This window comes from Actinoallomurus sp. CA-142502, from assembly GCF_050936355.1.
Classification (GTDB): Bacteria; Actinomycetota; Actinomycetes; order Streptosporangiales; family Streptosporangiaceae; genus Actinoallomurus; species Actinoallomurus iriomotensis.
The window spans coordinates 1,424,774-1,449,622 of record NZ_JBNJMY010000001.1; the positions used below are offsets into that span (position 1 = coordinate 1,424,774).

At 71.0% G+C, this 24,849-nt stretch carries 27 protein-coding genes and 1 pseudogene; 21 read left to right on the forward strand and 7 right to left on the reverse strand.

The genetic code is table 11. The features are described 5' to 3' along the window. Nucleotides 1-89 precede the first annotated feature (89 nt). Nucleotides 90-884: a pyrroline-5-carboxylate reductase gene (gene proC, locus ACQEV1_RS06910; RefSeq protein ID WP_285631915.1), complete on the forward strand. Its 795-nt coding sequence runs from the start codon at nt 90-92 to the stop codon at nt 882-884. Nucleotides 885-953: 69 nt separating this feature from the next. Further along, on the forward strand, nt 954-1,376 hold the full coding sequence (locus ACQEV1_RS06915; RefSeq protein WP_285578332.1) for a hypothetical protein: 423 nt from the start codon (nt 954-956) through the stop codon (nt 1,374-1,376). An 18-nt stretch (nt 1,377-1,394) separates the two neighbouring features. On the opposite strand, the gene trpS is transcribed toward ACQEV1_RS06915, so the two are convergent. Together trpS and ACQEV1_RS06925 are read right to left on the reverse strand one after the other, a co-directional pair. Beyond that, the gene (gene trpS / locus ACQEV1_RS06920) at nt 1,395-2,387 is read right to left on the reverse strand and encodes a tryptophan--tRNA ligase (RefSeq protein ID WP_285631918.1); all 993 of its coding nucleotides are present in this window, start codon (nt 2,385-2,387) and stop codon (nt 1,395-1,397) included. A 156-nt stretch (nt 2,388-2,543) separates the two neighbouring features. Then, a complete protein-coding gene (locus ACQEV1_RS06925; RefSeq protein ID WP_285578334.1) occupies nt 2,544-3,533 on the reverse strand; it encodes an alpha/beta hydrolase in 990 nt (329 codons plus the stop codon). 152 nt (nt 3,534-3,685) lie between these two features. On the opposite strand from ACQEV1_RS06925, the gene ACQEV1_RS06930 reads away from it, so the two are divergent. The 3 genes from ACQEV1_RS06930 to ACQEV1_RS06940 are packed head-to-tail and all read left to right on the forward strand — an operon-like array spanning nt 3,686 to nt 6,115. Next, nucleotides 3,686-4,363 carry a FadR/GntR family transcriptional regulator gene (locus ACQEV1_RS06930; protein WP_285631922.1) on the forward strand — a complete coding sequence of 226 codons (678 nt, stop codon included), beginning with the start codon at nt 3,686-3,688 and terminating at the stop codon, nt 4,361-4,363. Then, complete coding sequence (locus tag ACQEV1_RS06935) at nt 4,360-5,553, forward strand: CynX/NimT family MFS transporter (protein WP_433392410.1); 1,194 nt, start codon at nt 4,360-4,362, stop codon at nt 5,551-5,553. The genes ACQEV1_RS06930 and ACQEV1_RS06935 overlap by 4 nt, the downstream gene beginning before the upstream one ends. A gap of 40 nt (nt 5,554-5,593) precedes the next feature. Beyond that, nucleotides 5,594-6,115 carry a GNAT family N-acetyltransferase gene (locus tag ACQEV1_RS06940; RefSeq protein WP_285631928.1) on the forward strand — a complete coding sequence of 174 codons (522 nt, stop codon included), beginning with the start codon at nt 5,594-5,596 and terminating at the stop codon, nt 6,113-6,115. 51 nt (nt 6,116-6,166) lie between these two features. Here ACQEV1_RS06940 and ACQEV1_RS06945 read toward each other — a convergent pair whose 3' ends face one another. The 3 genes from ACQEV1_RS06945 to ACQEV1_RS06955 form a co-directional block, all read right to left on the reverse strand. Further along, a complete protein-coding gene (locus tag ACQEV1_RS06945) occupies nt 6,167-7,201 on the reverse strand; it encodes a CU044_5270 family protein (protein WP_433392412.1) in 1,035 nt (344 codons plus the stop codon). After that, nucleotides 7,194-7,796, reverse strand: a complete 603-nt coding sequence (locus ACQEV1_RS06950; RefSeq protein WP_433392414.1) for an RNA polymerase sigma factor — start codon at nt 7,794-7,796, stop codon at nt 7,194-7,196. The genes ACQEV1_RS06945 and ACQEV1_RS06950 overlap by 8 nt, the downstream gene beginning before the upstream one ends. A gap of 93 nt (nt 7,797-7,889) precedes the next feature. After that, nucleotides 7,890-8,063, reverse strand: coding sequence for a DUF1272 domain-containing protein (locus tag ACQEV1_RS06955; RefSeq protein WP_285631934.1), 174 nt, complete (start codon nt 8,061-8,063; stop codon nt 7,890-7,892). Between the two features lie 31 nt (nt 8,064-8,094). Here ACQEV1_RS06955 and ACQEV1_RS06960 point away from each other — a divergent pair, with 31 nt between their 5' ends. The 10 genes from ACQEV1_RS06960 to ACQEV1_RS07005 all read left to right on the forward strand — a co-directional run bounded on the left by ACQEV1_RS06960 (nt 8,095) and on the right by ACQEV1_RS07005 (nt 15,795). Continuing rightward, on the forward strand, nt 8,095-9,276 hold the full coding sequence (locus ACQEV1_RS06960; protein WP_433392415.1) for an acetoin utilization protein AcuC: 1,182 nt from the start codon (nt 8,095-8,097) through the stop codon (nt 9,274-9,276). Beyond that, a complete protein-coding gene (locus tag ACQEV1_RS06965; RefSeq protein WP_433392416.1) occupies nt 9,273-10,091 on the forward strand; it encodes a phosphatase in 819 nt (272 codons plus the stop codon). The genes ACQEV1_RS06960 and ACQEV1_RS06965 overlap by 4 nt, the downstream gene beginning before the upstream one ends. 108 nt (nt 10,092-10,199) lie before the next feature. After that, a complete protein-coding gene (locus tag ACQEV1_RS06970; protein WP_187233448.1) occupies nt 10,200-10,403 on the forward strand; it encodes a helix-turn-helix domain-containing protein in 204 nt (67 codons plus the stop codon). Between the two features lie 131 nt (nt 10,404-10,534). After that, a complete protein-coding gene (locus ACQEV1_RS06975) occupies nt 10,535-10,633 on the forward strand; it encodes a 30S ribosomal protein bS22 (RefSeq protein ID WP_012854759.1) in 99 nt (32 codons plus the stop codon). 46 nt (nt 10,634-10,679) lie between these two features. Next, a complete protein-coding gene (locus ACQEV1_RS06980) occupies nt 10,680-11,723 on the forward strand; it encodes an NAD-dependent epimerase/dehydratase family protein (protein ID WP_285631940.1) in 1,044 nt (347 codons plus the stop codon). A gap of 32 nt (nt 11,724-11,755) precedes the next feature. Further along, entirely contained in the window at nt 11,756-12,667 is a 912-nt protein-coding gene (locus ACQEV1_RS06985) for a lysophospholipid acyltransferase family protein (RefSeq protein ID WP_285631943.1), read from the forward strand. Between the two features lie 181 nt (nt 12,668-12,848). Then, a complete protein-coding gene (locus ACQEV1_RS06990) occupies nt 12,849-13,535 on the forward strand; it encodes an NAD(P)-dependent oxidoreductase (protein WP_285631946.1) in 687 nt (228 codons plus the stop codon). After that, complete coding sequence (locus ACQEV1_RS06995) at nt 13,532-14,467, forward strand: alpha/beta hydrolase (protein WP_285631950.1); 936 nt, start codon at nt 13,532-13,534, stop codon at nt 14,465-14,467. Before ACQEV1_RS06990 ends, ACQEV1_RS06995 begins: the two co-directional genes overlap by 4 nt. 78 nt (nt 14,468-14,545) lie before the next feature. Then, nucleotides 14,546-15,037 (forward strand): MarR family transcriptional regulator, encoded by a 492-nt coding sequence (locus tag ACQEV1_RS07000; RefSeq protein ID WP_433392422.1) that lies wholly within the window; start codon nt 14,546-14,548, stop codon nt 15,035-15,037. A 107-nt stretch (nt 15,038-15,144) separates the two neighbouring features. After that, nucleotides 15,145-15,795: a GntR family transcriptional regulator gene (locus ACQEV1_RS07005; RefSeq protein ID WP_285631958.1), complete on the forward strand. Its 651-nt coding sequence runs from the start codon at nt 15,145-15,147 to the stop codon at nt 15,793-15,795. On the opposite strand, the gene ACQEV1_RS07010 is transcribed toward ACQEV1_RS07005, so the two are convergent. Both ACQEV1_RS07010 and ACQEV1_RS07015 read right to left on the reverse strand, forming a co-directional pair. Beyond that, nucleotides 15,788-16,195, reverse strand: coding sequence for an FAD-dependent monooxygenase (locus tag ACQEV1_RS07010; protein ID WP_433392425.1), 408 nt, complete (start codon nt 16,193-16,195; stop codon nt 15,788-15,790). The two genes, ACQEV1_RS07005 and ACQEV1_RS07010, sit on opposite strands and share 8 nt — an antisense overlap. A 79-nt stretch (nt 16,196-16,274) precedes the next feature. After that, nucleotides 16,275-16,787 (reverse strand): annotated as a pseudogene (locus ACQEV1_RS07015) (FAD-dependent monooxygenase); the annotation flags it as partial. Nucleotides 16,788-17,111: 324 nt separating this feature from the next. Here ACQEV1_RS07015 and ACQEV1_RS07020 point away from each other — a divergent pair. The 6 genes from ACQEV1_RS07020 (at nt 17,112) to ACQEV1_RS07045 (ending at nt 24,834) form a co-directional block, all read left to right on the forward strand. Further along, nucleotides 17,112-18,965 carry a hypothetical protein gene (locus tag ACQEV1_RS07020; protein WP_433392427.1) on the forward strand — a complete coding sequence of 618 codons (1,854 nt, stop codon included), beginning with the start codon at nt 17,112-17,114 and terminating at the stop codon, nt 18,963-18,965. Nucleotide 18,966: 1 nt separating this feature from the next. Next, entirely contained in the window at nt 18,967-21,384 is a 2,418-nt protein-coding gene (locus ACQEV1_RS07025) for a glycosyl hydrolase family 95 catalytic domain-containing protein (RefSeq protein ID WP_433392429.1), read from the forward strand. Nucleotides 21,385-21,658: 274 nt separating this feature from the next. Then, nucleotides 21,659-22,027 carry a VOC family protein gene (locus tag ACQEV1_RS07030; RefSeq protein ID WP_433392431.1) on the forward strand — a complete coding sequence of 123 codons (369 nt, stop codon included), beginning with the start codon at nt 21,659-21,661 and terminating at the stop codon, nt 22,025-22,027. A gap of 221 nt (nt 22,028-22,248) precedes the next feature. Continuing rightward, nucleotides 22,249-22,773 (forward strand): RNA polymerase sigma factor, encoded by a 525-nt coding sequence (locus tag ACQEV1_RS07035; protein ID WP_433392433.1) that lies wholly within the window; start codon nt 22,249-22,251, stop codon nt 22,771-22,773. Further along, nucleotides 22,766-23,680 (forward strand): CU044_5270 family protein, encoded by a 915-nt coding sequence (locus tag ACQEV1_RS07040; protein WP_433392435.1) that lies wholly within the window; start codon nt 22,766-22,768, stop codon nt 23,678-23,680. Before ACQEV1_RS07035 ends, ACQEV1_RS07040 begins: the two co-directional genes overlap by 8 nt. After that, a complete protein-coding gene (locus ACQEV1_RS07045) occupies nt 23,677-24,834 on the forward strand; it encodes an Ig-like domain-containing protein (protein WP_433392437.1) in 1,158 nt (385 codons plus the stop codon). The genes ACQEV1_RS07040 and ACQEV1_RS07045 overlap by 4 nt, the downstream gene beginning before the upstream one ends. Nucleotides 24,835-24,849 lie beyond the last annotated feature (15 nt).

The following is a 24,849-nucleotide window of genomic DNA, read 5'->3' on the forward strand; positions in this document are numbered from 1 at the left end:
GCCCTTTTCGTCCGCGCAGGTGAGGGCCGGTGGGCTCGGGCGAGCTCCCGGCTCGATACGCTTCGTCACGTGACACGAGGGGGACGGAAATGATCGCGATTCTCGGGGCCGGGAAGATGGGCGAGGCGCTCCTGTCGGGCGTGCTGCGCGCCGGCCGGCGCCCGTCGGACCTGGTCGTCACGGCGCGGCGGGAGGAGCGGGGCGCGCTGCTGCGCGAGCGGTACGGCGTCGAGGTGGTCACCAACGCCGAGGCCGCGCGCACCGCGGACACGCTGGTCCTGGCGGTGAAGCCGCAGGACATGGGGTCGCTGCTGGAGGAGCTGGAGGGCCACGTCACGGCCGGGCGGCTGGTGATCTCGATGGCGGCCGGCATCCCGACCGGCTTCATCGAGGAGCGGCTGCCGTCCGACGTACCGGTCGTCCGGGTCATGTCCAACACGCCCGTGCACGTGGACGAGGCGATGAGCGTGATCTCGGCCGGCACGCACGCGGCGGAGGAGCACCTGAAGGTCACCGAGGAGCTGCTGTCCCCGGTCGGCAAGGTGCTGCGCATCCCCGAGTCGCTCCAGGACGCCGCGACCGCGCTGTCCGGCAGCGGGCCGGCGTACTTCTACTACCTGGTCGAGGCGATGGTCGACGCGGGCATCCTGCTGGGCATGCCGCGGGCCGCCGCCCTGGAGATGGTGATCCAGTCGGCCGTGGGCGCGGCCGTCATGCTGCGCGACTCCGGCGACCACCCGGTGATGCTGCGCGAGGCGGTCACCTCGCCGGCCGGCACGACCATCTCGGCCATCCGCGAGCTGGAGCGGCACGGCGTACGCGCGGCGGTCATCGAGGCGATCGAGGCCGCGCGCGACCGCGGCCGGGAGCTCGGCGGCGGCTGAGACGGGCACCGCCGGGCGGTTTTTCGCCCGGCCGCTGAACCGAACCGTCCCGCCGTTCGTGACCGGAGTATGGCGCTACTACTTCGACTCGCCGTCTTCGTCGGCCTCGCCGTCGACGCGTACGTGCACTTCCACCTGGCCGGAGACACGGGCCAGACCGGGACCATCAGCGAGGGCACGCTGTTCTGGGTGCAGGGCGCGGTCGCCGCGGTGGTGGCGATCCTCGTGCTCGTCCGTCCCCGGCCCGTGCCGTACCTCATCGCGTTCCTGGTCGCCGCCAGTGCCTTCGGCGCCGTGGTGCTCTACCGCTACGTCGACGTCGGCGCGATCGGCCCGCTCCCGGACATGTACGAGCCCATCTGGTACACGGAGAAGGTCGTGACCACCGTCGCGGAGGGCGTCGCCACCGTCGCCGCCGCGATCGGTCTCGCCGTCTCGGCCCGGAGTCGCCGGTCGGCGACGGCCCCCCACGAGCAGCCGGTCAACGTCTGAGTCTCCGGCCGGACCTCTTCATGCCGCGAGCAGGCCCATCGCCTTCTTCGCCGCGGTGACGGTGCCGGCCGCCCGCTCGCCGGCCCGCTCCGCGCCCGTACGGAGGATGCCCTCCAGCGCCGCGGGGTCGGCGGACAGGTCGGCGTAGCGGCGCTGGAGGGGTTCGAGCAGGGCGATGACGGCGTCGGCGGTCTCCTTCTTCAGCGCGCCGTACGAGCCGGCGGTGAGGTCCGTGACCGGGGTGCCGGTGCAGGCGGACAGGATGGCCAGCAGGTTGGACACGCCCGGCTTGGCGTCGGCGTCGTACGTGACGTCGGTGCCCGAGTCGGTCACCGCCCGCATGATCTTGCGCCGGACGACGTCGATGGGGTCGAGCAGGAAGATCGTGCCGGGCGAGTCGACCGACTTGCTCATCTTCGCGGTCGGGTCGGCCAGGTCCATGACCCGCGCCGCGGCCGGCGGGTGGACCGCGCGGGGCATCGTGAACACCGGGCCGTACCGCCGGTTGAACCGCGTCGCCAGGTCACGGGTCAGCTCCACGTGCTGGGCCTGGTCGGCGCCGACCGGCACGTCGGTGGCCTGGTAGAGCAGGATGTCGGCGGCCATCAGCGCCGGATAGGTCAGCAGCGACAGGCGCACGACGGACTGGCGCGCCGACTTCTCCTTGAACTGGATCATCCGCTGCATCTCGCCGTAGTGCGCGGTGCTCTCCAGCAGGTAGGCCAGCTCGGCGTGGGCCGGAACGTTGCTCTGCAGGAACAGCACGCAGCGCGCCGGGTCGATCCCGGCCGCGATCGCCAGTCCGGCCAGCTCCAGCGATCGCTCGCGCAGCCGCGCCGGGTCATGGTCGCTGGTGAGGGCGTGCAGGTCCGAGACGCCGTAGACGCAGTCGGCCGTCTCCAGCAGGCGGACCGAGGGGAGCAGCGCGCCGAGCAGGTTGCCGAGCGTGGGACTGCCGGAGGGGGTGAACAGGCTGAGGACACGCGGCGTGCCTTCGCTCCGGTCACTCATGGTGACTCCTTCGTGCGTGGGCCGCCCGGCGGAGCGCACGAAAAACGGCCGCCGGAGCGGCGGCCGTGGGTGGGTACGAGGACTGGGCGACCGCCGTCAGGCGGCACGCCAGCTGTATCGAAAGCGCTGTCGAGGTCCTCGCATGGACGTAGATTATCAGGCGGCTTCGGTGATGGAATCCGTGCCGAGCACTCTCCGGATGAAGCGGCCCGCCTCGCGCATCGCGGCGTCGGCCTCGGGGAGGAGCCGGTTGAAGATCTGGAAGACGTGCATCTGCTCCGGCCAGATCTGAAGGTCGTACGGGCTCCCGGCCTCGTCGAGCACCTCCGCGAGGGCCTCGGCCTCGGCCCGGAGCACCTCGATGCCGCCGACCTGGATGAGAAAAGGGGGAAGCTCCTCGTTCGGGCAGGTCAGCAGCGAGAGGCGGGGATCCTCCCAGTCGCCCTTCCCGACGTAGAGCCGGCCGAACCGGGTGGCGACGGCCGGGACGATGTAGGGGTCGCGGCTGCTCGACACCGAGGCCAGGGCCAGCTCACCGGTGAGGTCGACCCAGGGGGAGAACAGCACGACGCCGGCCGGCGCCGGCAGGCCCGTACGGCAGGCCTCCGCGGTGAGGGCGGTGGCCAGGTGACCGCCGGAGGAGTCGCCCGCGATGATGATGCGGTCGGAGGAGAAACCGCGTGCCAGCAGCAGCCGGTAGGCGTCGAGCACGTCCTCGAAGGCGGCCGGAAAGGGGTGTTCGGGGGCGAGCCGGTAGTCGGGGGCGAGCACCGGAAGGTCCGTGTCCATCGCGAGCCGGGTGGTGATCACGCGATGGGTGCGGGGGGAGCAGATGGCGTAGCCGCCACCGTGGAGGTAGAGGATCGCGCCTCGCTCGGGCGAGCAGCCGGGGGAGCGCAGCCACTCGCCGCGTACGGGCCGTTTCACGTCCGGATCCTCGACACAGGGATCGATGATCGGCTCGATGCTCACGCGCGGGTCGGCTCGCAGGCAGCGGGCACCGGCCCCCAGCAGCGAGCGCCACAGCCGGATGGTCGCCGATCGGCCCTTGATCCGGCCCGCGAACGGTCTGACCCCGAAACGCACCGCCGTGGTGAGCACGCGGCTCTGCGAGCTCGGGGTCCGAGCGAACGGGGGGATGTTCACTTCTTCCACAGTTTCCACCGCAACCGCCTCCTGGGCCAGGAGCCACCTACGTAGTTAGATGCCCCCACCTTTCGGCTGTTCACGTCACAACATGGTTGAGACATCAGATGTCAGACGTTTAACATGCCTGACATCTGGCATGATCACAAGACGTGACCACACTTGAACCGGTTCCTCGGGCTTCGGCGGTCGAAGCGGTGATCGACCAGATGCAGGGGCAGCTCACGGCGGGAAACTGGTCGGTCGGCGACCGGATTCCCGGCGAGTACGACCTCGCCGCCCGGCTCGCGGTCAGCCGGCCGGCCGTACGCGAGGCGATCCGGGCGCTGAGTCACATCGGCGTGCTGGAGGTCCGCCGGGGCGACGGCACGTACGTGCGCAGCGCGGTCGACCCGCGCCCGCTGCTGCGCCGCGTCGAGCGGTCCACGCTGCGCGACGTGTTCGAGCTCCAGCAGGCGTACGACGTCCAGGCGGCGCGGCTGGCGGCCCGGCGGCGCACGCAGGACGACCTCCTGCGGCTGCACGCCCTGCTGGAGGACCGGGACGCGGCCCTCGACCCGGCGGAGTTCGGCACGGCCGACGCGGCGTTCCACCTCGGCGTCGCGGAGGCCTCGCACAACGCATTACTGGTCGAGGCCTTCCGGTACTTCCAGAGCCGGCTGCGCGAGTCGCTGAGCGCGGTCCGGCTGGACCGCGAGCTGTCCGACGCCGGACCCGAGGCGCACCGCGCGGTGGTCGACGCGATCGCGGCGCGCGACCCGGACGCGGCCGGGCGCGCCGCGGAAAGCGTCATCGTGCCCACCCTTGACGCTCTGGAGGCACTGCTTTGAGGCGCCACGCCGGCGTCATCCTGATCGTTCTGGTCGCGCTGAACCTGCGGCCCGCCGTCGTGGCGGTCGGGCCCCTGCTGCGGCAGATCCAGGACGACCTCGACCTGTCCGGCACCGCGGCGGGCGCGCTGACGACGCTCCCGGTGCTGTTCTTCGGCTCGTACGGGCTGATCGCCCCGTTCACCCGTCGCAGGCCGCGCGGTGAGACGCTGCTGGTCACGAGCATGGCCCTGCTCGTGCTCGGGCTGCTCGTCCGGGTGATCCCGCTCCAGCCGACGCTGTTCGGGGGCGCGCTGCTGGCCGGCATCGCGATCAGCATCGGCAACATCGCCGTGCCGGCGATCATCAAGCGCGACCATCCGCAGGCGATCACGACCGTCACGGCCGTCTACACCGTCGCGATCACCGCCGGCGCCGCGGTGTCCACCGGCGTGGTGGTGCCGCTGCAGCACGCGCTGGGATCGGGCTGGCGGCCGCCGTTGATGCTGCTGGCCATCCCGGCGGCCCTGGCGGGGATCGCGTGGCTGCCGCGGCTGCGCGGCGTGGCCGCGGCCACGCCGCCGCCGGAGGCCGGCTCGTCCAAGGTGTGGCGGTCGGCCCTCGCCTGGCAGGTCACCTGTTTCATGGGCCTGCAGTCGCTGCTCGCCTACGTCACCAATGGCTGGCTGTCCAGCGTCTTCCTGGACCGTGGGCTGAGCGATGCCACCGCCGGGTACGCACTGGGCCTCACGAACCTGGTCCAGGCCGCCGGGGCCTTGCTGGTGCCGGTGCTCGCACGCCGGCTCCGCGACCAGCGGCCCCTGGTGGCGCTCACCGTCCTGCTCACCGCGGCCGGGTACGCCGGGTCGATCTGGGCGCCGGCCGGCTCCGTCTGGCTGTGGATCGTCATCCTCGGCCTCGGCCAGGGCCTCGGGTTCGCCACCGCCCTGTCGTTCATCGGCCTGCGAACGTCCGACCCGCACATGACCGCACAACTCTCCGGGATGGCGCAGGGCGTGGGGTACGTCATCGCGGCGCTCGGCCCGCTGGCCGTCGGCGCGGTGCACGACGCGACGCACGGCTGGACCGCGCCGGGCGTTCTGGTGCTCGCCGTCTCGGCCGTGATGCTCGTGCCGGGCCTCGGCGCCGGCCGCGACCGCATGGTCGGCGAGGAGGCGGCCCCGGCGGACCGCCACACGGCCGCCGTGTGATTTCCGGTGACATCGAGCCGCCGTCCCGCGTTGCTCAGGCATGGACGAACAATCGCTCGTACTGCGCCCGGTGACCGAGGAGGATTTGACGATCCTGGAGCGGCTGACCGGCGATCCGGACTCCACCGGGGAGTTCGCCTGGTTCGGCTGGCGCGACGCGAGCCGCTACCGCCGCCGGTGGACCGACAACGGCATGCTCGGCGAGGACGGCGGCGTCCTCATGGTGCGGCGAGGAGAGGAACGCCTGGGGTTCGTCGCGTGGAACCGGCGGCAGCCGACTCCGGCGTCGTTCTGCTTCACCATGGGCATCGCCATGCTGCCCGGCGCCCGGGGCAAGGGGTACGGCACGGAGGCGCACCGCCTGCTGGCCCGCTACCTGTTCGCCCACACGACCGTCCACCGGATCGAGGCCGACACGGAGGTGGACAACGTCGCCGAGCAGAAGGCGCTCGAACGGGCCGGCTTCACCCGCGAGGGCGTGATGCGGGGCTGCGGCTGGCGGGACGGCGCGTGGCGCGACGGGGTGACGTACAGCATCCTCCGCACCGACCCGCCGGTGTGAAGAGCCGGTGTGAAGAGCCGGGCCGGAGCACGCCCGGCCCGGCTCTGACTTTCAGTTCTTCTTGATCCGCGGGGCCGTGTCGGAGACCCGCACGCTCAGCTGGGCGGTGGACTCCGTGACGCCGCCCTTCGTGCCCCGGGCCTTCGCCGGATCCACGATCACGGTGCGCGCGCCCAGGTAGAGGTGGGTGTGGCGGTCGAAGATGTACTCCTGGCGCGTGCCCGCCTCGGGGTCGGTCATGGCGACGGCGACGCCCGCCCGCCCGGCGGCGTCCTGCGCCGACGCGACCGCCTCGGCCCCGGGGATCGTCGCGGCCGCGCGGAACAGCGCGGCCCGCTGCGCCGCCGGCAGGTACGCCTCGGTGAGCATGCCGCCCACTCGCTGCCACGCATCACGGTCGCCCTCGGCGCCCCTCTTCGCCCCGACGTAGAGATGCCGTCGCATCCCGGCGGTGTCCGTCGGCAGGCGGCTCAGGTAGGCGTAGTCGTTGCGGAGGTACTCCGCGCGTCCGTCGAAGTCGGCGAGCCGGTCGGGACCGTGCGCGCCCTGTTCGGTCCGCGCCTCGGGCGGGATCGGCCATCCGGGGTAGGCCTTCGGGGCCAGCACCTGCTCCTCGATGACGCCGCCCGTCGCGTCCCCGGCCACCGGCAGCCAGACCGTACGACGCGTGTCGCTGAGGTAGCGGGCGGAGTCGGAGTCCACCTCTTCCAGGGACCGCGACCGGACGACCAGGAACTGGCCCGGCCGCGGGTGCGGCTCCGGCCGGCGTAGCGCCGCCTCCGCGGCGTGGTCCAGGGTCCGGACGACGGCCACGGGTGCCACGGCCGACGGCGGCGGGGCGGGCAGAGCCGGCCGTGGGCCCGAGTCCAGGCTCACCGCGACCGCGGCGGCGACCGCCGCGGCGGCCAGGCCACCGGCGACGCCGACCCGTACGAAGACACGGCGCCGGGACGTACGGCGGGCCGGGCCGGACCCGGTGGGCTCGGCGATGGCGGCCATGAGGCGCTCCTCCTCGGCGCGCAGGCCCGGCAGGTCCGGCTCGGGGACCTCGGCGCGCAGCAGGTTCAACTGGGCCATCTCATCCATGAAGCGCTTCCTCTCCGATCGATGTGGGGTCGGCCCCGCCGAGTTCCTCGCGCAGCTTCGTCCGGGCACGGCTCAGGCGCGAGCGCACCGTTCCGATCGGCACGCCCAGGGCCTGCGCCGCCTCCGCGTAGCCGAAGCCGGCCCAGGCCACCAGCAGCAACGCGTCGCGGTGGCCGGCGGGCAGCTTCGCGAGCGCGTCGGCAAGGCGGCGGCGTACCGCCGTGGCGCTGACCCGTTCGTCGCTGCGGTCGGTGAACGACTCGGTGACCGGGTCGGCGCCCGTACGGGCGAGGGCGCGCAGCAGCCGCACCTCGCCGCGGCGGTGCCGTCCGATCCGGTTGGTGGCGATGCCGTACAGCCACGGACGGGCGTTCGGCTGGGACAGGTCGTAGCGGTCACGCTGCCGGAACGCCAGCAGGAACGTGTCGGCGACGACGTCCTCGGCCGTGTCCGGCCCCAGCCGGCGGGTGACGTACCGCTTGATCTGAGGCGCGTACCGTCGGAAGACCTCGGCGAACACCTCGGGTTCGTGGCGGGACCGCGCGATCAAGGAGGCGTCGTCCGCCTCGGTCGCGGTCGGGCCGCTCTCGCTCATTCTCACTGACCTCTGGCTCTCGGTCGGCTCTCGGTCGGGACACCTGCTGTTGCCCGATGCCGAGTGAGCGGTTCCGCCGCCAGGGCGCGAGGGTCAGACGCGCGTGGGGCGGCGGGCCAGTTCGCCGCCGCAGTCAGGACAGGTGTGCGCCATCGCGCGGGTGCACGCCGCGCAGAACGTGCACTCGTAGCTGCAGATGTAGGCCAGCCCGTTGGCGTAGAGCGGCTCGTCGCAGCGTTCGCAGGTGGCGCGCATCTCCAGGCCCATGGCCGCGGAGCCTACCGGTACCGTGACCAACATGGACGAACGGAGCGGGCCCTCGTACGAGCCGTCCCTGCGGATCTTCTGGGACGAGCGTCTCACCTCGTACGACTTCGGCGCCGAACATCCGATGAATCCGCTACGCGTCGAGCTGACCATGGCCTTGGCCCGTGAGTTCGGCGTCCTGGACGCGCCCGGGGTCACCGTCGAGGGGTTCGAGCCCGCCGACGACGACCTGCTGCGGCTCGTCCACGATCCCGCCTACATCGACGCCGTACGCGCCGAGCGGCCCGACCCCGCCCGTGGCCTCGGGCTCACCGACAACCCGGTCTTCTCCGGCATGCACGACGCGTCCGCGCTGGTCGCCGGGGCGACCGTGGCGGCCGCGCGCGCCGTCTGGGAGGGCACGGCGACGCACGCCGCCAACATCGCCGGCGGCCTGCACCACGCGATGCACGGCGCGGCGTCCGGTTTCTGCGTCTACAACGACCCGGCCATCGCGATCGCCTGGCTGCTGGAGCAGGGCGCCACGAAGGTCGCCTACGTCGACGTCGACGTCCACCACGGCGACGGCGTCCAGGCCGCGTTCTACGACGACCCGCGGGTGCTGACGATCAGCCTGCACGAGTCGCCGCAGACCCTGTTCCCCGGCACCGGCCTGCCGCAGGACACCGGCGCCGAGGGCACCGCGGTCAACGTGGCGCTGCCGGCCGGCACCGACGACCGGCTCTGGCTCCGGGCGTTCGACGGTGTCGTCCCGCCGCTGCTGCGGGAGTTCGCGCCGCAGGTGCTGGTGACCCAGCAGGGATGCGACAGCCACGACCTGGATCCCCTGGCGCACCTGCGGCTGAGCGTCGACGGGCAGCGCGCCGCGTACCGCGCGCTGCACCGGCTGGCCCACGAGACCGCCGGCGGCCGCTGGGTCCTCGTCGGCGGCGGCGGATACGCCCTGGTCCAGGTGGTGCCGCGGGCGTGGACCCACCTGCTCGCCGAGGCGGCCGAACGGCCCATCGACCCGGCGACGATCACCCCGCCGACCTGGCAGAACTACGTGCGCGACCGCACCGGGGCACGGGCTCCGGAACGCATGACCGACGGCGAGGACGTGGAGGTGTGGACGTGGGCGGGCGGCTACGATCCGGCGCATCCGGTGGACCGGGCGGTGATGGCGACGCGGAGGGCGGTGTTCCCGGAGCACGGCCTGGACCCGATGCAATGACGGTCCCGGATCCGGCCGCGGTCCCGACTCGTACGGAGCTGCGCGAGCACCTGGTGCGCACACTGATCGCCGGCGACGTGGCCACGCCGCGGCAGAACAATCTTCTGCACTACCGGCGGATGGCGGCGGGACGGCCGTACTACCAGTTCGGACTGGAGTTCACTCGCGAATGGACGTTCGAGGACGTCTTCGCGCTGATGGTAAAAAAATGCGGGATAGATCCCGATACATCGCACTTTTACGGTGACGACACGATCGACCCGGACCTGACCATCGACGCGCTGGAGGCGATGGGGGAGCGGATCGGCGAGGCGGCCGCTCGCGAGGACACCGTCCTGCTCGCCACCGGGCATCCGTCCGGTCTGCTGCCGGTGTATCTCGCGCTGGCGCGCGAGCTGGCGGCGCGCGGCTGCCAGGTGATCACTCCGGCGGCCGGCTGGTCGTACGAGGCGGACACGTCACGGGGTCCCGAGAGGCGCCACATCCGTTATGTGGACGGGGTCGCGGTGCTCTCGGGCGGCGGGGCGCTGCACCATACACACGACCCACATCCGATGCGAGCGATACTGGAAGAACTAACAGCAAACGCGACACTATGGCCGGATCTGGTCATAGCGGACCACGGCTGGGCGGGCGCGGCCGGGCAGGCGGGCGTACCGACGGTCGGTTTCGCGGACTGCAACGATCCGGCGCTGTTCGCGGGGGAGGCAGAGGGCAAGATCGGGGTAGTGGTGCCTCTGGACGACAACGTGCCGCCGCACTACTACACGCCGCTCACGATGTATCTTTTGGCGCGTTCGAGCCTGATTGGTTGAACTCCCCTCTTGCGACTACAGATTCACGATTTACGCTGGAGAAAGTACACGGCCGTGATCAAAGTCACCGCAAAGGTCTGACGCGCGGCGTGTGGAAGAGGGCGTCCGATGAGCTCAGGCGAGCGACCTCTGAGCGAGGTCAGGTTCCTGACTGTGGCCGAGGTGGCTGCGGTGATGCGGGTGTCCAAGATGACCGTATACCGCCTTGTTCACTCAGGAGAACTACCGGCAATTCGCGTGGGACGTTCGTTCCGCGTACCGGAGCAGGCTGTCCACGACTATCTGCGAGACGCTTACATCGAGGCGGGCTGACCCCCGACCGTGTCGGGGGTCGCCGAGCCCGCGGACGACGGGCGTACTGGCGGCGGTACCCTTGGGCTTCGGGCTGTGCCCGCCAAGGGTGCTGATCGCCTGTCTCCTGCCGACCATCGAGTGAGGGTTTCGTGGGCTCTGTCATCAAGAAGCGTCGTAAGCGCATGGCCAAGAAGAAGCACCGCAAGCTGCTGAAGAAGACGCGGGTCCAGCGCCGTAACAAGAAGTGACTTCTCGTTGAGGTAGTCGAAACAGCTGGGGGGCACTGTGTCATCCATGCGTCCCTCGGCGAGCGGATCACGTACCTCGGGTACCACCCGGGTGGTTCTGGTCACCGGCGTGTCCCGCTTTCTCGGCGCACGAGTCGCGGACACGCTCCAGGCCGATCCCAGCATCGAACGGGTCATCGGCGTGGATACCGTCGCGCCCACACTGCCGCTCGGGCGCACGGAGTTCGTCCGCATCGACATCCGCACGCCGAGCATCGCCAAGATCATTAACGCGGCCGAGGTCGACACGGTCGTGCATCTCCACCTGGTGACGATGGCCGCCGCGGGGCGGTTGAAGTCCAAAGAGCAGAACGTCATCGGCACGATGCAGCTCCTGGCGGCCTGCCAGCGGTCTCCGGCGATGCGCAAGGTCGTGGTCCGTTCGTCCGCGGCGGTGTACGGCTCGTCCGGGCACGACCCGGCGGTCTTCTCCGAGACCGACGAGCCGGTGCGGCCGCCCGCGTCCGGCTACGCGAAGGACGCGGTCGAGGTCGAGGGGTACGTCCGGGGGCTCGCCCGGCGCCGCTCCGACCTGACCGTGTCCGTGCTGCGCTTCGCCAACTTCCTCGGGCCGCACGTCGACAACCCGCTGAGCCGCTACTTCCGCATGCCGGTGGTGGCGACGGTGCTCGGGTTCGACCCGCGCCTGCAGTTCGTCCACGAGGACGACGGCGTGGAGGTGCTGCGGCGCATGGCGACCGAGGACCACCCCGGCACGTACAACGTGGCCGGCGACGGCGTCGTCCTGCTCTCGCAGGCGCTGCGCCGCGCCGGCCGGCCGGCCCTGCCGCTCCCGGCGCCCGCGCTGCAGACGCTGGGCGACGTCGGGCGCCGGTTCGGCGGGCTGAAGGGCTTCTCGCCGGAGCTGCTGCGCTGGCTGACGTACGGCCGGGTGCTCGACACCGAACGCCTGGCGGGGGAGCTCGCCTGGCGGCCGAAATACAGTTCGGAAGAAGCCTTTACCGATTTCGCGGATTCGCAAGGTCTCGGTCATGGTCTGCCCGCGGGGCTCCTCGACCGGTTGGCGGGAGCCGTAGGGGGCAAGAGGTGAGTCACGACCCCGTGGAGGAGGCGAGACCCGCGATGCGGCCAGAAGCGCAGGTAATTCCGCTCAACACCGACGCCGCAGAGCACCTCGTCCGCGAACCGAGGGGTTTGGACCACAAGGTCGCTTCGGCTCTGCAGTTCGTACGGCGGCGGCTGACCGGCGAGTACGAGATCGACGAGTTCGGCTTCGACCCCGAACTCAACGAGAACGTGCTGCTGCCGCTCCTGCGCCCCCTGTACGAGCGCTGGTTCCGGGTCGAGATGTTCGGCATGGAACACGTGCCCGACACCGGCCCCGCGCTGGTCGTCGGCAACCACTCCGGCACGCTGCCGATCGACGGCGTCATGCTCCAGGTCGGCCTGCACGACGACCACCCGGCCCACCGCAACCTGCGGCTGCTCGGCGCCGACCTCGTCTACCAGGTCCCGGTGCTCGCCCACCTCGCGCGCAAGAGCGGGCACACGCTCGCGTGCCAGGCCGACGCGTCGCGGCTGCTGGCCCAGGACCAGCTCGTCGGGGTCTTCCCCGAGGGCTTCAAGGGCGTCGGCAAGCCGTTCAGCGAGCGCTACCGGCTCCAGCGGTTCGGCCGGGGCGGGTTCGTGGCCACCGCACTGCGCGCCCAGGTGCCGATCATCCCGTGCGCGATCGTCGGGGCCGAGGAGATCTATCCCAAGATCGCCGACCTGAAGCCGCTGGCCCGGCTGCTCGGGTTCCCGTACTTCCCGGTGACGCCGACCTGGCCGCTGTTCGGGCTGCTCGGCCTGGTGCCGCTGCCCTCGAAGTGGATGATCGCCTTCGGCGAGCCGATCCGCACGGACCGGTACGACCCGGCGCAGGCGGACGACCACATGACGGTCTTCAACCTGACCGACCAGGTGCGCGAGACGATCCAGAACATGCTCTTCGACGTCCTCCGCCAGCGCGGCCCCGCGTTCCTCCGCGCCTGAGCCACAGAGACCCTGCGGGCGTCTCGATCAGCTGAAGCCTGCCCTCCCGGGCGCGTCGACGCCATGGATGTGACCAGCGTCATGTCGTATGCGGTGAAGATAATATGAATCTCATATAGTCTCCATTAGAGAAACAGTGTGCGGCCGTCGATGTCGGACGGCCGGAGGGAGGCCACGAGCAATGAAGCTGACGATCTTCGCGGCGACCGGTGGTATCGGGCGGCAGATCTTCGAACAGGCCGTCGCCGCGGGCCATGAGGTCACCGCGGTCGCACGCGACCCGCGGAGCCTGGCCGGAGAGGCTCGCCTCGTCGCCGCCGACCTCACCGCGGCGGACCCGGCGGTGCTCGCGTCCGCCGTCGCCAAAAGTGACGCCGTCCTCTCCGGGCTCGGGCCGCGCAAGCCGAGGACCGAGGCGGGGATCACCTCGCGGGGCACGAAGGCCATCCTCACCGCGATGCGGACCGCCGGTGTACGGCGACTCGTCGTGGTGAGCGCCGCGCCGGTCGGCACCGTGCCATCGCCCGGCCGCCCGAACCCGCCGAAGCACGACCCGGGCGACGGGTTCTTCATGCGGCATCTGGGCAGCCGGTTCGCCCACGCCATGCTCGGCGCGCACTTCGCCGACCTGGCGGTGATGGAGGACCTCGTTCGCGAGAGCGGCCTCGACTGGACCATCTCACGACCACCACAGTTGACCGACGGGCCTCTGACCGGCGACTACCGGACGGCGTACGGGCGCAACATCCGCGGCGGTACGCGCGTCTCACGCGCCAACGTCGCCCACCACATGCTCGCGGTCATCGACCAGCCCTCGACGATCAACAAGATCATCGGCATCGCCGACCAGCGGGGAGGCGCACGATGACGGAGCGGAAGAAGGTTCGGTTCCTCAGCGGTGAGCACGAGTGCGCCGCCTGGCATTATCCGGGCACGAACAACGCCTGTCTGATAATGGCCGGCGGTACCGCCGTGACCAAGGAACCGGGAACCGACCTGTTCGCGGCACGATTCCAGGACGCCGGCTTTCACGTGCTCGCCTTCGACCATCGACGTTTCGGGGAGAGCGGCGGCCGGCCCCGGCAGGTCGTCCGCATCGGCGAGCAACTGGCCGACTGGCGCGCCGCCATCGCGTTCGCCGCCACGCTGGAGGGCGTCGACGCGGACCGGCTCGCGGCGTGGGGCTTCTCCCTGGCGGGCGGCCACATGTTCCCGGTCGCCGAACAGAACCCGCGGCTGGCCGCGGCGATCGCGCAGACCCCGCTCGCCGACGGCCTCGCGGCCGCGAGAGCGGCGGCGCGTCACCAGCGACCGGCGGCGATGCTCCGCTTCACCGTCAGAGGCCTGCTGGACGCCGCCGGTGCCCTGATCGGGCGATCACCCCTGCTGGTGCCCCTCGACGGCGAACCGGGTACGGTCGCGATGCTCACCACTCCGGACAGCCGCGACGGCGACCGGGCGCTGAACCCGGGGAACCGTCACCGGGACTGGCAGCAGGCGGTCGCGGCCCGTGCCGGGCTCAGGATCACGATGTACCGCCCGGGCCGCCGCGCGTCCCGCGTAGCGTGTCCGATCCTCGTCGTCGCCTGCGAGCAGGATCAGTCCGTCCTCTTCGAGACCGGGGCCCGGGCGGCGGAACGGGCGCCGCACGGGGAACTGGTCCGCCTGCCGGGCGGACACTACGCCCCGTTCCTGGCAGCGCACGAACAGGCCGTCGACGCCGAGGTGGCGTTCCTGCGCCGCCACCTGCTGGACCAGCCGCTCGACAGGTCCTTGTCGCGGTCCGGCCGGCGTTCGTGAGTCGATGACCGGTCTGCCTCTCATACAATATCCGGGACATATCACATCCGGGACGGGAGGCGGACCCGCATGACGTCCATGACGCCTGATGAGGATGCGAACCGGGCGCGGCGTCGGCGGCGAGGGGTCGTCACGATCAAAGAGTCTCTACGTGAGCTCAGCATCCAGATGTCCCTGCTCAACCACCAGGTCGGCACGCACGCCGGCCTGAAGGACATCGACCTTTACTGCCTCGATCTCGTCAACCGGCACGGCCCGCTCAGCCCCAGCGCCCTCGCCCGCCGCGCCGGCCTGCACCCGGCCACCATGACCGGCGTCCTCGACCGGCTCGAACGCGGCGGCTGGGTCGCCCGCCGGCGCGATCCGGACGCCCTCGACCGCCGTGCCGTCGCCGTACACCCCCTGCTCACCCGAAACCCCGAGCTGTTCGAGCTGTATTCGGGGATGAACACCTCCATGGACCAGATCTGCGCCGATTACACCGATGAGGAGCTGGACCTGCTCGCCGACTTCCTGAACCGCACGATCGAGGCCGGGCAGGGCGCCACCGGAGAGTTGGCGAACGACTGACGCGGGCGTCCCGGCGGCTCGATCGATAGTCGATGTGCCCGGCTAGACTGCGCCATGGGATGCACCCGCTCTTGGGTCAGGTCGTCGCGAAGGAAGGCGGCAACAGCGTGACCGATGTCGCTCCGCTGCGGACCGGTTTGCTCTCCGACCAGGTCTACGACCGCCTGCGTCAGGCGATCATCGACGGCAGCCTCGGGCCCAACACCCGCTTGGTCGAGTCGGACCTGGCGCGCCGATACGGCATCAGCCAGGCGCCCGTACGCGACGCGATCCGCCGCCTGGCGCACGAGGGGCTCGTCAGCCACGTTCAGCGCCGGGGCAGCTACGTGGCGGAGATCTCGGCCGAGGACGCCGCGCGGGCGCGGGAGATCCGGGTCGTGCTCGAAGGGATCGCCGCTCGTGAGCTCGCCACCGCCTGGACGCCAGAGGCCGAGCAGGCGCTCACCGAGGAGGTGGAGCGCATGAGGGCCGCGGCGCGGTCGGGCAGCCAGTCCAAGCTGCGCCAGGCCGACCTGGCCTTCCATCGCCGGCTGTGCGCGCTCGGCGGCGACACGCTCGTACAGCGCCTGTGGGGCGTGCTCGAACCCAGCCTGAACCTCCTGCAGGTCGTGGGCGACCCGTTCTACAAGGGTGACCTGGACGAACTGCCCGAGTGGCACGCCCGTCTGGTCATCGTCCTGGCCTCCGGAGACGCGGAGCGCGCCGAAGCGGCGGTCCGCGACCACGCGGCCGGCAAGTCACACGGCCTGATCACCTGAGTCCGCGGCCCAGGTCGCGGAGCGCTTCCCGCAGGGACTCCTCCGTCGCTCCTCGCCAGGCCACGAAGCCGTCGGGTCGGCTCGCCACCGGCGGTCGCCCGGGCCGGTGAACAGGGTCCAGCGTGAGCCGGCCAGGTCCACAGTGGAGATCCTGCCGGCTCCGGCGGAGGGCACCCACCGGTGCGGGAACCGGTAGTCGACGGCGATCTTGTCGTACAGAGCGTTCGGGTCTCCGTCCAGCGACTGGTAGCCCTGGTGCGTTCCCCGTGAGAGGGCCAGGGACGCCTGGGCGGCGGCGCGCGGTCTCGTACGTGTCCAGCAGCGCCGGGGTGAACGATCCGTCGAGAACGGCGGCGATCTTCCAGGCGAGGTTGTGGCCGTCCTGGATGCCGGTGTTCATGCCGAGTCCGCCCGTACACCGCGTCGTTGCGCACGAAGCACATGTGCGTTCCCCACTCCCGCAGGACGGGTCCGAGATCGGCACGGAAGAACGCGGTACTGAGGTGCCCGATGACCTCACGGCCGGGCATGGTGACACCGACGGCCGCCCGCACGTCGCTGCTCGCCCCGTCCGCGCCGACGACGTAGGACGCCCTGACCCGCCGTTCCTCGCCCGTGGCGACATCGATGACCTGAGCCCGCACGTGATCGGCCTCGGGGACGAGGTCGGCCAGCCGTACGCCGAACCGCACGTGACCACCACGGCGTCGCAGCTCATCAAGCGCGAGGCGCTGCACCTGGTCATGCGTCAGGACGAGACGGGGATTCACCGGGCTGCAGGTCTGGAGTATCGCGCCGGCAGCCCACCTCGGTTCAGGGTGACACCGAGCGCCCGGTCCTTGAACACCGTCCGCATCGGCAGGCCGCCCTCCCAGCCGACCTGCTCCAGCGCGGACATCAGCCCCACCGAGCGGAACACCTCGAGCGTGCGCAGGCTGTTTCACGGTGATCGGCGTCAACCGTGCACGCTCAAGCCGACTTGAGCGCAACATTCTCAATCGAGGCGATCAAGAGCCGGATCGATGACCTCCAGGCCGCCAGGAGCTCCTCGAACACCTGCTGACCTGCCCGACGGCGGATCCAGTCCGCGACTGCGCCCACCTGCGGACCGAACTCGGCCAGGCGGTCGACGACGCGCTCGCGGAGCGCGGTTCCCGGCCGGGCGGCGCCTAGCCGGGCACCGGCATCGGGGCATTAAGGCTGAAACCGGCACATCGCGGGATATTGACCGAGCGCCCTCCGCTCGTTACGGTCCGGCTAATCGATCGAATCCAATCGATTAGCGTTTATCCTTCGCCGCCGGAGGAGTCTCCTGCATGGTTTCCCTCAAGCACCGCCTCGCGCTGGTCGCCGTCGCCGCGCTCGGGTCGCTCGCCGCCGCCCCCGCGGCCGCCTCGGGTGCCGCCGCCCAGACCGCGCCGTGTCACCCCACCGAGTTCTACGTCTCACCGGACGGTGCCGACTCCGCCGGCGGCACCGCCCGCAGCCCGTGGCGCACCGTCCAGCACGCCCGCGACCACATCGCCGGCCACGGCCTGAACCGCCACATGCACTGCGACATCGACGTCAACCTTCGCGCCGGTGACTACCCCGTCGACCAGACGATCGCGTTCACCGGCGCCGATTCCGGCAGCAACGGGCACCGCGTCGTCTACCGCAGCTCCGACGGTCCCGGGAAGGCGCGCCTGCTGGGCGCCAAGCCGGTCACCGGCTGGCAGCCGTACAAGGACAAGATCTTCCGGACGCAGATCGGCACCGGGCACCCCATCCACACGCTGTACGAGGGCGACCGGCGCGCGACCACCGCGCGCTACCCCAACCGCGGCACCGACGAGACGTGGGCGCCCTACCTGCGCGCCACGCTCGACCCGGAACGGCGCAACAGCCAGACCTGGCTCACCTTCAAGCCCGGGGTCTGGGACCAGAACTGGGACCTGCACGACGCCCAGGTGGTGACCTGGTCGGGCGGGAAGTGGAGCTGGTTCACCGACACCGATCCGATCAAGAACATGTCGTGGAACAAGAATCTCGCCACGCTGCTGTACCCGACGCGGTACTCCATTCAGACCGACGACCCGGGCTCGCGCTACTTCATCCAGAACTCGCTGGACTTCCTCGACCAGGCGGGCGAGTACTACTACGACTCGGCCACCGGCTGGCTGTACTACTGGCCTCGCGACGGGAAGATCGACACCACGGTCTGGGCCCCGACCGTCCAGACGATCGTGTCGGTCACGGGCAGCTCGGCCAGTGCGCCCGCGCACGACCTGACCTTCGACGGGCTGGCGTTCGAGTACTCGGACTTCGTCGACTGGTACCGCTTCGCGTGGAACTCCGCCGGCGACTCCGGCACCGCGCACAAGTACCAGGACTACGACCGGCAGATCGAACTGCCCCGTAACCGCTTCGGCGCGATCACGCTGACCCACACGACCGGCGTCGACCTGCACGCCCTGCACGTCACCAACACCGGGTGGGAGGGCGTCTACCTGACCGGGCGCGCCGACCACGACACGATCTCCGACGGCTACTTCGCCCACATCGGCGGCGACGGCGTCAAGATCGAGGGTCCGTACCCGGGCGAGGGCGATATCGCCAACCACAACGTGATCACCGATGACTACTTCGACTACTACGGCGAGCTGGTGCCGGGCGACGCCTCGGCGGTCGAGCTGCTCGACAGCGGGTCGAACGTGGTCAGCCACAGCGTCATGCAGCACAGCGCCCGGTACGCGGTGAGCATGCGCGCGGTCACGACCGCCGCCAACGCCGACGACTACGCCCAGGGCAACGCGCTGTCCTACCTGAAGATCGCGCACGTCGGCGAGGACAGCGGCGACACCGGCGCCATCTACGCGTACGGCGTGCAGAACTTCGATCCGCACACCACGAACAGCTCCGTGGACCAGGTGACGATCGACGACGTACGGGCCGACCCGTCCATGGTGGACGCCCCGCCGCGCGGCGTGCACATGGACTTCGGCGGCTGCGGATTCAACTTCTCCAACATCCAGGTGACGAACGTCCAGGGCGACCAGTACCACGGGCCGTCGGCGGCGGAGTGCAACGAGTTCGCCAACGACAGCTGGCGGGACGGTTTCGACACCTCGAAGATGCGCTACGACCAGATCGGCCTCACCGCGCGGTTCCCCTACCCGGTGGGGCAGTGACATGCGTCTGCTAGCCCTTGTCGCGGCCGGCGCGATCGTCCTTCCGATGGCGCCGGCGGCCGCCGACAGCACGACGACGACCGCCTGGGCGCACGGCTCGTTCCACGTGGACGTGCCCGGCGTGGTGAGCCGCTCCGACGTCGTCCTGGGCCGGCCGAACACCGACCCCAAGCAGGCGATGCCGCTCGGCAACGGCACGCTCGGCGTCGCCGCGTGGGCGGCGGACGGCTTCACCGCCCAGCTCAACCGCGCCGACACGCTGCCCGACCGGCTCTCTCCCGGCCAGGTCCTGATCCCGGGCCTGGCGAAGCTCACCGGCGCGGCCGACTTCCGCGGCCGGCTGAACCTCTACGACGGGACGCTGGTCGAATCCGGCGGCGGCATGACGGCCACCGCGTACGTCCGCGCCGGCACCGACCAGCTGGTCGTCGACGTGACCGGCGCGGACCCGGCGGCCGCGCAGACGGCCCGGCTCGCGCTGTGGGCGCCGCGCACCCCGGACGCGCAGGCCGCGGGCGGTGTGGGCGCACTGGCGCAGACCTGGACCGACAGCGGGCGGCCCGGTTCCACCGGAAGGACCTTCGGGTCCCTCGCCGCGGTGACCGCGGGCGGTCGCGACGTGGACGCCCGCGTCGTCGACACGCGGACCGTCGAGGTGGGCTTCCGGCCGCGCCCGGACGGCTCGTACCGCGTCGTGGTGGACTCTCCGCACTGGACCGGCGGCGACGCCCTCGCCGCCGTACGCGGCCGGCTCGCCGGCGCCGCCGGTCCTCCCGCGGCGACGCTGCGCGCGGCGCACCTCGCCTGGTGGCACGGGTACTGGCGGCGGGCCGGGCTGATGCGCCTGTCGTCCGCGGACGGGACCGCCCAGTACCTGGAGAACCTGCGGCTGATCAACCTGTACGCGGACGCCGCGGAGCGCGGGGACGTACGGCCCGGTTCGCAGGCCGGAGTGGCCGACCTGTTCGACTCCACGCAGGACACGCACACCTGGGACCCGTCCGCGTACTGGGGCTGGAACCTGCGCATGCTCGTCACCGCGTCACTGGGCGCCGGAACGTACGGCGACAACGACGGCTACTTCGCCATGTACCGTGACGACCTGGCGACGATCGAGGACTGGACGGCGAGCCGGTTCCCCGGCAAGGCCGGCGCCTGCGTCCCGGAGACGATGCGGTTCAACGGCATCGGCTACCAGACGCACAACGACGGGGCGGGCTGGGGCGCCCGGCCGTTCCTCGACTGCAGCGGGCAGGGCCCGGCGAACTACAACACCCGGACGCTCACGACGGGCGGCGAGGTCTCGCTGTTCGCCTGGCAGCAGTACCTGCAGACCGACGACCTGGCGTTCCTGCGGAAGAACTACCCGGTGATGAGGGCCTGGGCGCGATTCATGCTCTCGTACGCCACCGTGGGCGAGGACGGCAGGCTGCACACCGGCCCGTCCAACGCGCATGAGACGCAGTGGGACGTCACCGACCCGACGACGGACATCGCCGCGATGCGGGCGGTGTTCCCGGCCATCGCCCAGGCGTCGCGTCTGCTGCACCGCGACGCCGACCTGGCGGCCCGGCTCGACGCCGCGGTCGCGAAGCTGATGCCCTACCCGCGCACCGACCAGGCCACGCGCACCCAGCAGCTACCGCCGTCCGCCGACGCCGCCGGTCAGGACGTGATCGGCATGTCGTGGCAGCAGTCGGCGGCCACGCACAACGTGGAGAACATCGGCCTGGAGCCGGTCTGGCCGTACGGCCTGATCGGTGACGACGGGCCCTCGCACGACCTGGCCGCGCGGACGTTCGCCCGCCGGCCGTACGTCGAGGACAACGACTGGAGCTTCGACCCGATCGACGCGGCGCGGCTCGGCCTCGCCGACGACATGGCCAAGACGCTGGTCGACCTCACCGAGCGGTTCCAGGACCGGCCGTCCGGCCTGGCCTCCTTCGGCGTGACGGTGCGCCAGCCCGAGCCGTACATCGAGCAGGGCGGCGTGGTCGCCACCGCCCTGCAGGACGCGCTGGCGCAGGACTACGACGGCACGTTGCGCGTCGCGCCCGCCTGGCCCGTGTCGTGGGACGCCGACGGCACCGTCTACATCCAGCATCGCGACAAGGTGGACGTGCAGGTCCGCGGCGGTGTGCCGGTGACCGTCGGCATCGAGGCGGGGTCGAACGCGCCGATCCGGGTGCGCAGTCCCTGGCCCGGCCGACCGGTACGGGTCGTGACGGGCGACGACCGGCACGCGGTCGTGCTGGCGCCGACCACGGCGTCGACGTTCACGGTGCCGGCGCGCGCGGGTGGCACCTACCTGATCGAACCTGTCGGCGCGTCGCAGCCGTCCTTCGCGCCGGTGACGGGCCGGCCCGCCACCGCGAGCCGGCGGCTCGGCCCGGTGGTGATCGGCCTGCCCGGCTCCTGATCGACAGGCCATTTCAGAAATGACAGAAAGGTTTCACTTACCCGTCCGAACAGATCATCAAGGGCGGGGGCACCGGAAACGTCTTCCGCGGCAACACCATCGACCTGTCCGGCGCCGACGGCGTCGAAATCAACGACACGGTCGGCGGCAACACCATTGCCTGCGACAACAAGGTCATCGGCGGCCGGCTCCTGGAAAAGGGCGACTGCTCGGGCTGACGGTCCGTACGCGCACGGCCCCTGAACCGTCACCACCGGCGCCTAGTGTCCCGATCATGTTTCTTGGACTCCGCACGGTCGTCTACCCCGTCCGCGACCTGGACACCGCCAAGCGCTGGTGGTCGACGGTTCTGGGCATCGCTCCCTACTTCGACGAGCCTTACTACGCGGGCTTCAACGTCGGCGGCTACGAGCTGGCGCTGGACCCCCACGGCCACACCGAAAGCGGCACGGGCCCGGTCGTCTACTGGGGCGTCGAGGACGTCGAGCAGGCAGCGGCCACCTTGATGCGGACCGGAGCGACCACCCATGCCCCCCTGACCGACCACGGCGGCGGGATCCGCACCACCACCCTCACCACCCCGGACGGAACCCTGCTCGGACTGATCGAGAACCCACACTTCTCCGCCACAGAGCCGACATGAGGAAACACCGCGTCAGTGCGTCGAAGTGATGACCTTCACCTCGGCGCAGGAGCCGTTCTGAGGGCGACTGCTCGGGCTGAGGCCTCACGCGCCCGCGAAAAAAAACTGGGAACAAGGCGCCCGCGTCCGGACAAGTACAGACGGACGTATCCCTCACCGCGGAAGAGCGCCATGACGAACACGAGCCAGTGGTGATCGCGGAAGCGTGTCATGACGCCGACGTGATCACCGCCTCCCTCGCCGAACCCGAGCGGTTCACGACGCTGTACCAGCGCTATGCCGGCGAGATCTACCGCTACATCGCCGGCCGCCTCGGGCCGGACGTGGCCGACGACCTGATGGCCGACACGTTTCTGGAGGCGTTCCGGTACCGCGCGCGCTACGACCCGGAGCGCGCGGGCGTCCGGCCCTGGCTCTACGGAATCGCCACCAACCTCATCGGCCGGCAGCGTCGCTCAGAGCTCCGCTTTTACCGGGCCATCGCACGGACGGGCGTGGACCCCGCGGTCGAGCCGATGGAGCCGGTGATCGACCGGCTCTCCGCCGAGGGGATGCGCCGGCCGCTCGCGGACGCGATGGCCCGTCTCAACCAGGGCGAGCGCGACGTGCTGATCCTGGTCGCGGGGAGCGGCCTCGCCTATGAGGAGGTCGCACAGGCGCTGGGTGTCTCGGTCGGGACCGTCTCGTCCCGCCTGTTCCGTGCCCGCAGGAAGATGCGCGCCACGCTGGAGGCACACCGTGGATGAGCTCGAACTGGTCGGACGCAGGTACGAGCGGATCGCCGCACCCCACCCACAGGTGATCGAATCCGGTCACGCCCGGCTGCTCGACGCGATCAGGCCGACGCCGCGGCGTTCCGCGAAGGGCCGAAGGATCGCCCTGCGCCTCGCGGTGGCCGCGACCGCCGTCGTGGCACTGGTCGCCGGGCTCACGACGGTGCGGGAACCGGACCCGACGACGGCACCGGCCGCGCCGGCGGGCAGCCCTGCGGTACGTCTCGCCGAACGCGCCCGGACCGTGGCGCGAAGCGAGCCGCTCGTCACGATGGGACCGCATCAGTGGATCTACGTGCGGAGCATGCAGCGGGACACGAAGGCGCGGTCCGGGCGGCGCGTCGTCGAGTCCTGGATCCGCATGGACGGTCGGCGACACCCGGCGGATCGGCTGCCGCTCGCGGTACGCGGCACCGTGCTGACCGGCCTTCCCGAAGCGCCGGAAGCGGCCCTCGCCCGGCTCTACGCGGAGGTGGACCGCATCCGGGCGAGACCTCAGCCGAAGGGACGCGTGACGGAGTACGCCGCCGGGATCATCGGTGTGCCTCGCGACGCGGCGGTGTTCGACTTCGTCACCAGGCTGCTCGACGCCTATGACGTCACGCCGCGTTCCCAGGCAACGCTGTACGGCGCGCTGTCCCGGCTGCCCGGCGTCGAGGTGCTGCCGGACGTGCCCGACACCGCGGGGCGCCACGGAGTCGCCTTCTCCATCGCCACGAGCGACGCCTCGCGGCTCGAACTGATTCTGGATCCGCGTACCTACCGCTACCTGGGGTTGCGTGACGTCATCACGCGCGACCACGGCCGGAACGAAGAAATCATCTACGGGGTCGCGCGGCTGTCCGCGCGGCCCGTCGCACGCCCTGGAGAACGTCCTTGAAGATCAGATATCCGGCTCTGGCTCTGGCACTCGCCCTGGCAGCGGGCTGCACGAACGGCCAGGCCGCTTCGTCCGGGCGTACCGCCGCCGACGCGTCGGCGCCGACCCTGAGGATCAGCGCCTCCGGGCAGAGCGTACGTCCCGACGAGGGCGTCACGGTGACGGTGTCGGGCGGCACGCTGGAGACCGTCACCGGCGCCGCCGGCGGCTTCAACGCCGGCCGCACGTCGTGGCGCACCACCTGGGCCCTGCGGCCCGGTCACGCGTACACGGTGACGGCCACCGCGAAGAACGCCAAGGGCAGGGTCACCACGGTCACCCGGGCCTTCCGCACGCAGAAGGCGCCCCGGACGATCGGCATCGCGGACGTGACACCGGCGGCGGGGGAGACGGTCGGCGTCGGAATGCCGATCATCGTCGACTTCACCGGGCCCGTGGCGAACCGCGCGAACGTGGAGCGGGCGCTGGAGGTCACCTCGGCCCACGGGGACACGGGGGCCTGGAGCTGGATCTCCGACCGCCGGGTCGTGTACCGCACCGAGAAGTACTGGAACCCGCATCAGAAGGTCGCCTTCACCGCGCACCTGGCCGGCGTGCGAGCCGCCCGTGACACGTACGGCGTGCGCGATGTGACCCGGTCCTTCGCCATCGGAGCCTCGAACATCACCGTGGCGGACGCCAGGTCCCACTCCATGACCGTCGACCACGACGGCACGAAGAGACGATTCAAGGTCAGTATGGGCGCGGGCACGCGACCGGACACGATCACGACCAGCGGAGTCCACCTGACCCGCGAGAAGCGGCGTTCGGTGACCATGACGGCGACCTGCCCGAAGGGCAGTTCGGGCTGTGACTACTACAAGGAGCGCGTCGAGCTGGCGGTGCGGATCACCTTGGGCGGCGAGTACGTGCACAAGAGCGTCGGCGAGTACTACTACCTGGGGCGGCAGAACGCCAGTCACGGGTGCGTCCGGACGTCCCCGGTCGGCGCCCGCTACTTCTACGACATATCCCAGCGGGGTGACATCGTGGACGTGACCCACACGACGCGACCGTTCGCGGACGAGCCGTACGCCGACGACTGGACGTTCTGGACCCGGTCGTGGTCGCGCTGGCTGGCGGGCAGCGCGCTCCATCAGGGTTCACGCGCTTGACTTAGACCGCGCTCT

Coding starts and splice junctions, on each gene's coding strand:
- proC (WP_285631915.1), top strand. CDS start 90: ATGATCGCGATTCTCGGGGCCGGGAAGATGGGCGAGGCGCTCCTGTCG.
- ACQEV1_RS06965 (WP_433392416.1), top strand. CDS start 9,273: ATGACGGTCCCGGATCCGGCCGCGGTCCCGACTCGTACGGAGCTGCGC.
- ACQEV1_RS07020 (WP_433392427.1), top strand. CDS start 17,112: ATGGTTTCCCTCAAGCACCGCCTCGCGCTGGTCGCCGTCGCCGCGCTC.
- ACQEV1_RS06940 (WP_285631928.1), top strand. CDS start 5,594: ATGGACGAACAATCGCTCGTACTGCGCCCGGTGACCGAGGAGGATTTG.
- ACQEV1_RS07010 (WP_433392425.1), bottom strand. CDS start 16,195: ATGAACACCGGCATCCAGGACGGCCACAACCTCGCCTGGAAGATCGCC.
- ACQEV1_RS06945 (WP_433392412.1), bottom strand. CDS start 7,201: ATGGATGAGATGGCCCAGTTGAACCTGCTGCGCGCCGAGGTCCCCGAG.
- ACQEV1_RS07000 (WP_433392422.1), top strand. CDS start 14,546: ATGACGCCTGATGAGGATGCGAACCGGGCGCGGCGTCGGCGGCGAGGG.
- ACQEV1_RS06990 (WP_285631946.1), top strand. CDS start 12,849: ATGAAGCTGACGATCTTCGCGGCGACCGGTGGTATCGGGCGGCAGATC.
- ACQEV1_RS06980 (WP_285631940.1), top strand. CDS start 10,680: ATGCGTCCCTCGGCGAGCGGATCACGTACCTCGGGTACCACCCGGGTG.
- ACQEV1_RS06950 (WP_433392414.1), bottom strand. CDS start 7,796: ATGAGCGAGAGCGGCCCGACCGCGACCGAGGCGGACGACGCCTCCTTG.
- ACQEV1_RS06955 (WP_285631934.1), bottom strand. CDS start 8,063: ATGGGCCTGGAGATGCGCGCCACCTGCGAACGCTGCGACGAGCCGCTC.
- ACQEV1_RS07030 (WP_433392431.1), top strand. CDS start 21,659: ATGTTTCTTGGACTCCGCACGGTCGTCTACCCCGTCCGCGACCTGGAC.
- ACQEV1_RS07025 (WP_433392429.1), top strand. CDS start 18,967: ATGCGTCTGCTAGCCCTTGTCGCGGCCGGCGCGATCGTCCTTCCGATG.
- ACQEV1_RS06915 (WP_285578332.1), top strand. CDS start 954: ATGGCGCTACTACTTCGACTCGCCGTCTTCGTCGGCCTCGCCGTCGAC.
- ACQEV1_RS06995 (WP_285631950.1), top strand. CDS start 13,532: ATGACGGAGCGGAAGAAGGTTCGGTTCCTCAGCGGTGAGCACGAGTGC.
- ACQEV1_RS06960 (WP_433392415.1), top strand. CDS start 8,095: ATGGACGAACGGAGCGGGCCCTCGTACGAGCCGTCCCTGCGGATCTTC.
- ACQEV1_RS06985 (WP_285631943.1), top strand. CDS start 11,756: ATGCGGCCAGAAGCGCAGGTAATTCCGCTCAACACCGACGCCGCAGAG.
- ACQEV1_RS06970 (WP_187233448.1), top strand. CDS start 10,200: ATGAGCTCAGGCGAGCGACCTCTGAGCGAGGTCAGGTTCCTGACTGTG.
- trpS (WP_285631918.1), bottom strand. CDS start 2,387: ATGAGTGACCGGAGCGAAGGCACGCCGCGTGTCCTCAGCCTGTTCACC.